Below are 11,890 nucleotides of genomic sequence, written 5' to 3' on the forward strand. Positions count from 1 at the left end.
TTTTAACTTTTAACTTTTAACTTTTAACTTTTAACTTTTAACTTTTAACTTAAAAAACTTTCTCCATCTCATAATCATCCATCACGAAACCGTTACCGATATCCGTAACCATGGATTTCGTTTCTACAAACCCCATCTTTTTATACGCTAGAATAGAGTTCACATTAAATTTATTGACGTTAAGTTTTATCTTGGATATGCCTAAGTAATTTGCAAACGCTTCCATAAATTGGATAACTGCTGTGGCAATCTTTTTACCTCTATAACCTTCTAAAATATAAAGCTTTTCTAAAAATAAAAAATCAGCTTGTTTTTTAATGGCTGTATACCCTACTGGCACCTCATTGTAAGTCATATAAAAAAACAGGGAGCCTTCTTTGGTTTGTTTATCGATAGCCGCTACTGAATTAAATTTTTCCAGCATATAGGCTATCTGCTCTAAACTGATAATGGACGGATAATGTTCGTGCCAAATAACGTGAGCTAATTTTGAAATGCACTCAAAATCGGCTTTAGTAGTGGCTGGTTGAATTTTAATCATAACGCACCTGAAGTTTCAAATTAATCATTTTCTAAATCACATAAAGGAAAATCATAAAAAAATGACACACCGCACCTGCCAGAACGAAGAGGTGCCAAATGACATGGTTGAATGGAATCAACTTAATGGCATAAAAAACAATCCCAATGGTGTATGATAAACCCCCAGCAAATAACCATAAAATACCGTTGCTACCAATGGCTTCAGATAGATTTGTAAAATCGAACACAATAAGCCAGCCCATAACCAAATATAATAGGGTTGAAAATACTTCAAACCGCCCCGTAAAAAACAACTTTAAAACTACCCCAAATAAAGCGATACCCCAAACTGTATAAAATAAGATCCAACCACTACTTTGTTCTAATGTGATTAACAGCACAGGCGTATACGTGCCAGCAATTAAAAAGTAAATACTGATATGATCTATAATCCTGAAAAGATGCCTGTTTTTTTCGTTTTTAACGGAATGGTATAAGGCAGACGCTGAAAACAGTAAGATGATTGATAAACCATATACAATAACACTAAACAAACTATAATCTGTTTTGTTGCTATCATAAACTATTAATAAAATCAAAGCACAAATACCCAACAAAGCTCCAGCACCATGAGATATCGCATTGAGTCTTTCCTCGAAATCGGATTGTATGCGCATGGATTGGTTTATTTTGCTTTAGTGACCCATTTTTCGGTTAAATCTGTATAATCAAAGTCTAATTTCGAATCTTGACGTGGCAATAGTCCACTATGGAAGCTACGTTGTAAAATATCTTCAATCAAATAATCTTCCTGAACGTTCATAGGATCAAACTCCCGTTTTAAAGAAATATTAAACATGCTAGCCGTAGTGTTGTACCAAAAGGCCCGCCAACCGTTTCTTAATTCTTTAACAAGGTCGAAAGTCGTTATGCCTGTTTGTCTATGAATGAGTTTTACTAAAATCTGTCCCTCTGTTCTGGTTAGTTTTTTTAACTCATCCGTAAATTCGCCTTCTATGTATTTTTGGATCATTCGGGTGTAACGCCTTTTTTCGCTGTTTCTTTTTAATAATCCCAAGCGTCTATTTAAGGTATCCAATCTTTCAGCAGCTAATATGGCATAAGGGTAGACTTTTAATGTTTTCCGTCTTAAAATCAAATAACGCATTCTATCTTCATTACTACCAAAATTAAGATTGTTAAATTTAATCTTGTTAAAAACAACAACCTCATTTAGCTCTACAGTAGGAATAGAATCCCCTTCAAAAATAAAATACCCACTAAATATTGAATCATTTACTCCACCATCTATTTGGGCGACAAGTAAAATCGGAAAAAATAACAAAATGTACCTTAAAAAATGCATCTATAAATGTATTGGAGCCACCATACACAAAATTAATAATTTACATTCTGTAAAACATTCTTTTTGTATTTATATTATTATTTTAGTGCAAAATTTTATACATGGCAAACAAGAGCATACTTAACAAAAAGTCAATGGACTTTTTAGAAGCATATTTGAACAATGCAGCCCCAACGGGATATGAATGGACAGGGCAAAAATTATGGATGGATTACCTAAAACCTTATGTAGATGAATTTATTACAGATACCTATGGTACTGCGGTTGGTGTCATCAATTCGAAAGCAACCTACAAAGTCGTTATTGAAGGACACGCCGATGAAATCTCGTGGTATGTAAATTACATAAGTGATAACGGACAAATTTACGTGATACGTAATGGTGGAAGTGACCACCAAATTGCACCAAGTAAAGTGGTAAATATCCATACTAAAAACGGTATTGTAAAAGGTGTTTTTGGCTGGCCTGCCATACATACTCGTAAAGCTGGCAATGAAGAACCGCCAAAACCAGAAAATATTTCTATCGATTGCGGATGTAAAACCAAAGATGAAGTTGAAAAATTAGGGGTTCATGTGGGTTGCGTGATTACCTATCCTGATGAATTCCATATTTTGAATAAAGATAAATTTGTATGTCGCGCTTTAGACAACCGTATGGGAGGCTTTATGATTGCTGAAGTCGCACGTTTGCTGAAAGAAAACAAAAAAACTTTACCATTCGGATTGTATATTGTAAATGCCGTGCAAGAGGAAATTGGTTTGCGTGGTGCCGAAATGATTACCCAACGCATCAAGCCAAATGTGGCCATTGTTACCGATGTGACACACGATACCACCACACCGATGATTGAAAAGAAAATACAAGGTGATTTGGAAATCGGCAAAGGTCCCGTTATTGCTTATGCCCCTGCGGTGCAACAAAAATTACGTGATTTAATAACCGATACGGCCGAAGCAAAAAAAATACCGTTTCAACGAAACGCACTCTCAAGAGCTACAGGAACCGATACCGATGCGTTTGCTTATAGCAATGGAGGCGTGGCATCTGCCTTAATTTCGTTACCGCTACGTTACATGCATACCACGGTGGAAATGGTACATAGAGAGGATGTTGAAAACGTAATTAAATTGATTTACGAAAGTCTCTTAAACATCAAAGAGAATGATACGTTTAGCTATTTTGAATAAACCTAAAAGCCTATTGTGAAGTGAGCTGTCACATTGAGCGCAGTCGAAATGCATAGATAACTTAATTGTTGAAGTTTTTGATTGCGCTCAAATCCACAATGAAATTGAGTTATACAATGGATGAATATATAGACGTTGCCGATGCTTCGGGAAAATTATTAGGGATTTCAGAATTAAAATCAGTCATCCACCAAAAAGGATTATATCACCACACAGCACATATTTGGTTATATACAAAAAAAGGAGAGATCCTTCTTTCACAACGTTCTGCCTTAAAAAGTATTTGCCCGCTCATGTGGGATGTATCGGTAGCTGGACATATAGATGCCGGTGAGTCTATTATAAATGCAGCCATTAGAGAATGCCAAGAAGAAATTAGCTTAACGTTATCGGAATCGGATTTAATAAAAATCGGTGTTTTTGAATGCTTCCAAAGTTATGAAAGTGGCATTATTGATAATGAATTCCATAACACGTTTATAGCGGAATTAAAAGTGCCTCTTTCAAAATTAAAACCTCAAATGGAAGAAGTGGAAGCCTTAAAATTAGTCTCTTTTGATGAATGTGAAAATTTACTGAAACACAGTGAGACTAATGGGCATTTTGTAGCTTCAAACACACCATATTATAAAAAGGTTTTAAAATTTATAAAAACCCAGATACAAAACCAAAGCTAGCATTCCTGTTTGTTGTTAAATTTAACGGTTCATTTTAGCTTAAACCGATTCTTTGCAGGGTACTCCCTATTACTGGATATATTATTAAAAATCAGGGCTACTACCAACAAAAGCAATGTGCCGGAAAGTACTGGTGACAAGACATATAAATAGCCTAATTCTTGAATCTTTTCTGTACCTATAACAGCTATTAATGAGGTAGCACCTCCTGGTGGATGCAAGGTTTTGGTATATTGCATACATACAATAGACAAAGAAACTGCCAAAGGTGCTGTGAGCCATACAATGTCTGGCAGAACCATATTTATGGTCACACCTATAATAGCAGAAATTACATGCCCACCAATTAAATTTCTTGGCTGGGACAAAGGACTTTCTACAGCCCCATAAATTAATACACTTGAAGCACCAAACGATCCTATTAAAAATATATTCTCAAGGTCACTTAAAAAAAATGCCTGTAAAAAAGAAATCAGTCCAATACCTATAAAAGCCCCTAAAAAAGACCAAAAGGATTCCTTAAAATCAACTAAGGTCTCTCTATAAATAATATATCTTGATACTCGTGCTGTTCTTTTTATTTTTTGAATCATGATTTATTAATTGAGCGGCAAAAATAATAATTAATTAAAGAAAGTCGGTTTTATGACATTAAAATACCCTCCATTTTGGAACTCCCATTTAATCAAAATATAAGTACGTTCTGCTTTAGTTTTATATATCTAAGTATGAATTATTTTGTCAACAAAATGTTAACATTTATTAATCCCTAGATATTAATTTAAAATGCAAAAGTGTTTACTTTATAAAAAAACCAACCATATGAAAATACAACTACTAACTGTATCAAAAGCCAAATTCTTTTATTCAATTATCCTACTATTTATGAGTGGCTATGTATTTAGCCAAGTAACTATCAATTATGAAAATTTTGAGTCTGGAAATTTTCCCTTTACCCAATGGAATGATGGAGGTATTGATTGTTCATTAAACTCATCCTCTATTCTAACAGGAATTGACAGTGCCAATTTACAAGATAATAGTGGTATTGGGTCTTCAATGTTTACTAATAATATAAATCTTACTCCCTATGCTTCTGTGAGTATAACTTTTAATTATAGAACTACAGGTTTTAATACGGGACATGATTTTTTTATTGAATTTTCTAACAATGGTGGTTCTACATGGATTAGCACTCCAATTGCCCGATACATTATGGGTACACATTTTAACAACAATATGACATATACTAATATTACGGCAAGCATAAACAATGGTTCCACATTTGTGTTTACTTCCAATTCAAGATTTAGGTTTAGAGCTGACGCAGCTGATAATAGTGATGATTTTTATATTGATGAAGTCACTATCTCTGGAATACCCTCAGGTCCGGTTGAGCCAGAAATCAATGTTACAGGAAATGGTTCAAGCATAGCTGATGGCGATTTATATCCTAGCACCTTCAACAATACCAATTTTGGTTCGGTTAATATTGGCAATACTTCTACTAAGATTTATACAATCAACAATTTAGGGACTAAAACTTTAAATATTTCCAATATCACTTTATCGAACACCACTGATTTCCAAATTGTAGGTGTTCCTTATAATGCTACAGTTAATGCTGGTGGAAATACATCATTTAGTATACGTTATACAGGACGTTCAGGGAAACATTCCTCTACAGTTACTATTGAAAGTGATGATTCAGACGAAGGTACTTATGACTTTATAATTCGTGGTTCTACTAAAGCTACTTCAGACACTAGTCTTTGGTCAGTTACCAACATAACTGCTGATATGACCTTAGATAACCCTTATGAAATTACCTATGGCCCAGATGGGAAATTATGGATTTCTGAGCGTGTTGGAAAAAAAATAGTTACCATTGATCCAGATACGGGAGGCACCAAAACAACCATACTGGATTTAACTAGTGTGGTCTATCAAACCGCTGGACAAGATGGATTGATGGGATTTGACATCCACCCTGACTTATATTCGGATATCAATACATCAAACAATTTTGTGTATATAGCATATACCTATAACTCCAGTGGAAGAAAGCTTCGTATTTCTCGCTATACGTACAATGCGGGAACTGGTCAGATAAATAGCGGTAGTGCAACTACCCTTATTGAAGGTATTGATGCCAGTAACGATCACAATTCTGGTAGAATGAAAATTGGCCCTGATTTAAAGATATATTATACCATAGGGGATCAAGGTGCCAACCAGTTTGGTAACGCCTGCAATCCCATTCGTGCTCAAGACTTACCAACATCTAGTTCAGATTACGGCGCTTATAAAGGAAAAGTGCTTCGTTTAAACCTAGATGGTTCCATTCCATTGGACAACCCTACTTTAAGCGGTGTAAAAAGTCACGTTTATACTTATGGACATAGAAATACCCAGGGCATCATTTTTGGTGCTAACGGTAAATTATATGCCTCAGAACATGGTGCTAAAGTTGATGATGAGCTTAACATCATCTCAGCTGGAAAAAATTATGGATGGCCCCATATTGCTGGATATTATGATGATTTAGCTTATGGCTATTGTAATTGGTCTAGCAGTACCTCATGCAGTTCTAGCGGATTTACCGACCACAACTGCCCTGCTTCTGTAATTCCCCTTTCGGAATTTAATCCTGTGAACGCTTCTATTTTGCTCAATTTCCAACCACCTATCGGAACTTATGATAGTACTACAAATTACGACCCTTCTGGCGACTGGCTAACTTGGCCCACAGTCGCACCTTCTAGTATTGATATCTATGAAGGTGGCTTGATTCCTGATTGGGGAAGCTCATTACTTATCACAACACTTAAAGAAGGTACCATATTCAGGGCAAAATTAAATGCTATTGGCGATGCCCTAGTTGATATTACTACGGATAACAAATTTGAGGAATTCCATTCTTCAAACGATCGTTACAGAGATACGGCAATGGATCCTGACGGCATTACTTTTTATGCTATCACAGACTCTAGCGGTACTACTTCGGGTCCTTCTGGCAGCTCACCTGTTGGCGGTCTTGATAATCCGGGAGTGGTTATGAAATTTCAGTACTTAGGGGTAACAGGTACAACTTATTATGTGGATGCAGATGGAGATGGTTTTGGTGATATAGCTGATTTAGGTACCGAATATCCATCCGATCCCGGTGCTGGATACAGCCTTACTAATGATGACTGCGATGATGCACAGCCATTGACTTATCCCGGAAATACCGAAGTATTATATGATGGTATTGATAACGATTGCAATCCTTTAACTTTAGATACTGTGGATGCGGATGGTGATGGCATAAACTCTGATACCGATTGTGACGATAATCAACCATTAGCATATCCTGGAAATACCGAAATATTATATGATGGTATTGATAATGATTGTAATCCTTTAACTTTAGATACCGTGGATACGGATAATGATGGTGTAAATTCCGATACCGATTGTGATGATAATCAACCACTAGCATACCCTGAAAATACTGAGATACTATATGACGGAATTGATAACGATTGCAACCCCTTAACTCTAGATTATGAAGATACAGATGGAGATGGTGTTAGCAACCCTGAAGACCAATGCCCAGGCTTTGATGATACTATAGACGTGGATTTGGATGGCATTCCTGATGGTTGTGATACATTAATTGATTCTGATAATGATGGGGTTGCCGATTATGAAGATGTTTGCCTTGGCTTTGATGATACTGTGGATACAGATGCTGATGGTATTGCAGATGGTTGTGATATTTGTGCCGGATTTGACGATACAGTAGATGTTGATGCTGATAATATTCCTGATGGTTGCGATTCTTTAATTGATTCTGATAATGATGGTATTGCTGATTCTGAAGACCTTTGTCCTGGTTTTGATGATACCGTAGATGCTGATACTGATAGTATTCCTGATGGTTGTGATCCTTTGATTGATTCTGATAATGATGGTGTTGCTGATTCTGAAGACCTTTGCCCTGGTTTTGACGATACCGTTGATGTTGATGCTGATAGTATTCCTGATGGTTGCGATTCTTTAATTGATTCCGATAATGATGGTGTTGCTGATTCTGAAGACCTTTGCCCTGGATTTGATGATACTGTGGATTTGGATGGTGATGGTATTTCAACTGGTTGTGATCCAGATGATAACAATCCATGCGTTCCTAATGCAAATTCACCAGCATGTGTGCCTCCGTGTCGAGATGTTATAGTTGATAGTTTTGAAGGAAATTACGGAAATTGGAGAGACGGTGGAAGTGATTCCGCTCTTACTACCTCTTATGCCAATTCAGGAAGGTACTCCATTCAATTAAGTGATAATTCTGGTATGGCCTCTTCAATGTACACCTACCCATTAAATCTATCGGCTGCTAATCAAGTTACTTTTAATTTTTCATTCTATGCTACTGGGTTTAGTAATGGTGAAGATTTCTTCTTAGAAATATCAACCAACGGAGGCTCTAGCTATTCTCGCGTAAAAACATGGATTAGAGGCACTAACTTCAATTTAAATACAAGATATAATCAATCTGTTATTATTTTAAATTCTTCATTTAGTTTTAGCAGTAATACAGTATTTCGATTACGTTGTGATGCTTCGTCAAATTCTGACAATGTTTATATAGATGACGTTGTTATTACCAGTTGCTCTAGCAGTCAAGCTGCAAAAAACCAAACTGATAAAATTGCGATAACTACTCCAGAAATTAATAACAATGAGACTATTAAAATATATCCAAATCCTGCGTCTTATGAATTATTTATTAAACGCGAAGAATTTAATTCTAATTATGATGTAAAAATGTTTACTGTAACAGGTCTGTTAGTAAGAAATCTTGATATGAATTCCGAAACATTAAGGATTGATTTAAATGGATTAGCAGAGGGTTTATATCTGGTTCGAATTTCAAATGAAAAAGGAAAACTCATCAAATCAGATCGCATTATTATAAAAGCAAATTGATAATTTAATTGGATTCACAATCAATTTTTAAAAGAGTGAGGGCTAAAACCTCACTCTTTTTTATTTAAAAATAAATAATGTCACTTTTACTTCTATTTTAATACTTTTTTTACAATTTACAAATACTTAAAAATCAATAGTTTAAAAATTTATTTTACATTTCATCGATTTTTTTTGCATTTCATGGATAAACTATATATGTTTGCGATGCTATTCTAAAAACCTAGCTCTCAACCAATCTACAACCAATCAACCATGAAAAACTTTACGCTCTCCATTCTATTTGCCTTATTTTGCTTTATTTTTAGTTATTCACAAACATATACAAACAGCGACACATATACCGTTCCTGCTGGTGTCACTCAAATTTACGTCCAAGCCTGGGGCGCTGGTGGTGGTGGGAGTGATAGAAGTGGCAATGGCGCAGATGGTGGCAATGGTGGTGCCGGCGGTGGTTTTCGTGCAGGCTTTTTATCTGTATCACCTGGAGATATAGTAACAATAACAGTAGGTGCAAGAGGCAACGGAGCCACAGATGGTAATGGAAATGACGGGTCTGCTGGTGGAAATACCATAGTAACTCATTCTTCTGGCAGCATAACTGCTAATGGCGGTGCTGGTGGCATTGTAGGAACAAGCGCAGGCGGCCCTGCAGCTGTTGGTGGTGGTGGCTCATTTTCTGGAACTGTAACAAGTCAATTATCATATAATGGTGGTAATGGAGGAATTGGAAATACCACTGCGGGCGGCGGCGGCGGCGGCGGTGCTGGCAGTAATGGTAACGGAGTTGACGGAACAGCCACATCTGGCGGTAATGGCGGCAGTGGCAATGGTGGGAATGGAGGTTTCGCAGGAAATAGAGGGAATGGAGGTAACGGTTCAATATACGGTGGTGGCGGTGGCGCATCAGGAGATTTAACAGGTGTTGGTGGTAGAGGTGCTAACGGTTTAGTTATTATTAGCTCATTGGAGCCAGAAATAAATGTTAGAGGCAATGGAGCTAGTATTGCAGATGGAGATATTTATCCCGACCCAGCTAATCATACCGATTTTGGATCAGTAAATATTGGTAATACAGCAACCAGAGTATATACAATAAGTAATTTAGGTATCAATAATTTAAATATTTCTAATATTACTTTATCAAACACAACAGACTTTGAAATAGTGGGAACTCCCTACAGCTCTACAGTTAGTGCTGGTGGCAGCACAACATTTAGCGTTAGATATACAGGTAGTGCCGGCAAACATTCAGCAACCGTAACTATTGAAAGTGATGATACAGATGAAGGCACTTATACTTTTGTAATAAGAGGCTCTTCAAAAATCACTACGGATACCAACTTATGGACAGTGACTAATATTACTGCTAACGCAACTCTATCAGACCCTTTCGAAATCACTTATAGTCCAGATGATTTTTTATGGATTAGTGAAAAAGCAGGAAGAATAGTTAGAGTTAGCCCAGCTGATGGTACAAATACTAAAGCTACCATACTAGATCTTACTAGCTCAGGTGCAAACAAAGTCTATTATACAAATAGTCAAGATGGATTAATGGGATTTGCTATTCATCCTGATTTATATAACGATATCAACACATCTAACAATTTTGTATATATTGCATACACTTATAATTCTGGCGGCAGGAAGCTTCGTATTGCTAGATTCAATTATATAGCAGGAACTGGATTAATAGATTCTAGTAGTGAGATTACCCTTATAGAAGGTATAGATGCCAGCAACGACCATAATTCCGCTAGAATGGTCATTGGTCCTGATTTAAAAATATATTATACCATTGGTGACCTTGGCGCTAACCAATTTGCAAATACTTGTAAACCAGTACGATCACAAGATTTACCAACCTCTACTTCAGATTATGGCACTTATCAAGGTAAGGTACTTCGCTTAAACCTAGATGGAACCATTCCTTCAGATAATCCAACCTTAAGTGGTATAAAAAGTCACGTTTATACGTATGGCCATAGAAATACACAAGGTATCATTTTTGGGGCTAATGGCAAATTATATGCCTCTGAACATGGAGCAAAAGTTGATGACGAATTAAATGTTATCAAAGCAGGGAGAAATTATGGATGGCCCCATATTGCAGGATATTATGATAACCTAGCTTACGGCTATTGTAATTGGTCAAGTCAAGGTGGCAGTTGTAATGCTGGAGCGTTTACCGATCATAATTGTCCTGCTGGATTAACCTCTGTTCAAGAATTTGATCCTGTAAATAGTTCCATACTTTTAAATTTTGAACCTCCAATAGGAACTTATGATAGTACTACAAATTATGACCCTTCTGGTGGTTATTTAACTTGGCCAACCGTAGCCCCATCAAGTATAGATATTTATGAGGCTGGATTGATTCCTAACTGGGGAAGTTCATTGTTGATAACAACATTAAAGGAAGGCACTATATTCAGAGCTAAATTAGATGCTACTGGTGATGCCTTGGTAGATATAACTGCTGATAACAAATATGAAGAGTTTCATTCTTCAATTGACCGTTACAGAGATTTAGCCATGGATCCTGATGGCATTACATTTTATGCCATTACTGATTCTAAGGGTGATACCTCTGGGCCATCTGGAGGCTCAAATTTACCACTAGCCAATCCAGGCGTTGTCATGAAATTCAAATACATTGGACCGCAAGCGACACCAACTACAACCTACTATGTAGATACTGATGGTGATACCTTTGGTGATAGTGCGGACGCTGGAGCTCCTTTTGCTTCTAATCCAGGCGCAGGATATAGCTTAAACAATACGGACTGTGATGATACCAATGCTTCTATTAACCCGAGCACTATCTGGTACGCAGGCGTGGACACCGATGGCGATGGTTTCTTCGGAAGCACTACATCTGTAACACAGTGCGCCTCCCCGGGCGTTGGTTACTCAACCACCGCTCCTGCGACTCCTGATTGTAACGATAACGACGATACCATAAACCCCGATACCATCTGGTACACGGGCGTGGACACCGATGGCGATGGTTTCTTCGGAAGTACCACTTCGGTAACACAGTGCGCTTCTCCCGGCGTTGGCTATTCAACAACCGCTCCAGCAACGCCTGATTGTAATGATAATGACGATACCATAAACCCCGATACCATCTGGTACGCTGGCGTGGACAATGATGG

At 37.0% G+C, this 11,890-nt stretch carries 8 protein-coding genes; 4 read left to right on the forward strand and 4 right to left on the reverse strand.

Annotated elements, in window-relative coordinates; all coding sequences use genetic code 11:
• Positions 1 to 49: 49 nt before the first annotated feature.
• The 3 genes from CDH50_RS14810 to CDH50_RS14820 are packed head-to-tail and all read right to left on the reverse strand — an operon-like array spanning position 50 to position 1,888.
• Entirely contained in the window at positions 50 to 541 is a 492-nt protein-coding gene (locus tag CDH50_RS14810; RefSeq protein ID WP_100613070.1) for a GNAT family N-acetyltransferase, read from the reverse strand.
• A gap of 31 nt (positions 542 to 572) precedes the next feature.
• Positions 573 to 1,199, reverse strand: coding sequence for a PAQR family membrane homeostasis protein TrhA (trhA, locus tag CDH50_RS14815; protein WP_100613071.1), 627 nt, complete (start codon positions 1,197 to 1,199; stop codon positions 573 to 575).
• Positions 1,200 to 1,207: 8 nt separating this feature from the next.
• Entirely contained in the window at positions 1,208 to 1,888 is a 681-nt protein-coding gene (locus CDH50_RS14820; protein ID WP_100613072.1) for a DUF4294 domain-containing protein, read from the reverse strand.
• 101 nt (positions 1,889 to 1,989) lie between these two features.
• Here CDH50_RS14820 and CDH50_RS14825 point away from each other — a divergent pair, with 101 nt between their 5' ends.
• On the forward strand, positions 1,990 to 3,078 hold the full coding sequence (locus CDH50_RS14825) for a M42 family metallopeptidase (RefSeq protein ID WP_100613073.1): 1,089 nt from the start codon (positions 1,990 to 1,992) through the stop codon (positions 3,076 to 3,078).
• A gap of 116 nt (positions 3,079 to 3,194) precedes the next feature.
• Positions 3,195 to 3,755, forward strand: a complete 561-nt coding sequence (locus CDH50_RS14830) for an NUDIX hydrolase (RefSeq protein WP_100613082.1) — start codon at positions 3,195 to 3,197, stop codon at positions 3,753 to 3,755.
• A gap of 29 nt (positions 3,756 to 3,784) precedes the next feature.
• On the opposite strand, the gene CDH50_RS14835 is transcribed toward CDH50_RS14830, so the two are convergent.
• Complete coding sequence (locus tag CDH50_RS14835; RefSeq protein WP_100613074.1) at positions 3,785 to 4,348, reverse strand: HPP family protein; 564 nt, start codon at positions 4,346 to 4,348, stop codon at positions 3,785 to 3,787.
• Between the two features lie 229 nt (positions 4,349 to 4,577).
• On the opposite strand from CDH50_RS14835, the gene CDH50_RS14840 reads away from it, so the two are divergent.
• Together CDH50_RS14840 and CDH50_RS14845 are read left to right on the forward strand one after the other, a co-directional pair.
• Positions 4,578 to 8,729, forward strand: coding sequence for a PQQ-dependent sugar dehydrogenase (locus tag CDH50_RS14840; RefSeq protein WP_198513514.1), 4,152 nt, complete (start codon positions 4,578 to 4,580; stop codon positions 8,727 to 8,729).
• Between the two features lie 255 nt (positions 8,730 to 8,984).
• On the forward strand, positions 8,985 to 11,890 hold a 2,906-nt coding region (locus tag CDH50_RS14845; RefSeq protein ID WP_100613076.1), incomplete at its 3' end, for a PQQ-dependent sugar dehydrogenase.

The sequence above is a fragment of the Confluentibacter lentus genome (genome assembly GCF_002806995.1).
In the GTDB taxonomy this organism is placed as follows: domain Bacteria; phylum Bacteroidota; class Bacteroidia; order Flavobacteriales; family Flavobacteriaceae; genus Confluentibacter; species Confluentibacter lentus.

What these genes read in the sequence shown, in the direction of transcription:
- CDH50_RS14810 (WP_100613070.1), bottom strand. Translation starts at nt 541, where the DNA reads ATGATTAAAATTCAACCAGCCACTACTAAAGCCGATTTTGAGTGCATT.
- trhA (WP_100613071.1), bottom strand. Translation starts at nt 1,199, where the DNA reads ATGCGCATACAATCCGATTTCGAGGAAAGACTCAATGCGATATCTCAT.
- CDH50_RS14820 (WP_100613072.1), bottom strand. Translation starts at nt 1,888, where the DNA reads ATGCATTTTTTAAGGTACATTTTGTTATTTTTTCCGATTTTACTTGTC.
- CDH50_RS14825 (WP_100613073.1), top strand. Translation starts at nt 1,990, where the DNA reads ATGGCAAACAAGAGCATACTTAACAAAAAGTCAATGGACTTTTTAGAA.
- CDH50_RS14830 (WP_100613082.1), top strand. Translation starts at nt 3,195, where the DNA reads ATGGATGAATATATAGACGTTGCCGATGCTTCGGGAAAATTATTAGGG.
- CDH50_RS14835 (WP_100613074.1), bottom strand. Translation starts at nt 4,348, where the DNA reads ATGATTCAAAAAATAAAAAGAACAGCACGAGTATCAAGATATATTATT.
- CDH50_RS14840 (WP_198513514.1), top strand. Translation starts at nt 4,578, where the DNA reads ATGAAAATACAACTACTAACTGTATCAAAAGCCAAATTCTTTTATTCA.